This window comes from Tetzosporium hominis (assembly GCF_002265435.1).
In the GTDB taxonomy this organism is placed as follows: Bacteria; Bacillota; Bacilli; order Bacillales_A; family Planococcaceae; genus Chryseomicrobium; species Chryseomicrobium hominis.
Genome location: NZ_NOKQ01000009.1, coordinates 1 through 210, shown reverse-complemented (window position 1 = coordinate 210; position 210 = coordinate 1). Strand labels below are relative to the sequence as shown.

1 pseudogene is annotated in these 210 nt (G+C 35.7%); it reads left to right on the top strand.

From position 1 onward, the window contains the following. Positions 1–23 precede the first annotated feature (23 nt). Positions 24–179: pseudogene (locus CF394_RS00030) on the top strand (helix-turn-helix domain-containing protein); the annotation flags it as partial. Positions 180–210 lie beyond the last annotated feature (31 nt).

Here is a 210-nt window from a genome sequence, read left to right as displayed (position 1 = left end):
ATTTATAGTGGAGGAATGAAAAGATGGAACTTAAAGAGTATATAGGAAAAAAGATTAAGAGGTGGAGAGAAGCTAGAGGTTATAGCCAAGAGGATCTCGCTTTAATGATAAACACGACTAAGCAGACTATTTCTAGATATGAGACTGGCGCTCGACACGCAAATCAAGATGTTCTTTTTTAAATAGCTAAAGCCTTAAAGGTCTCTATTA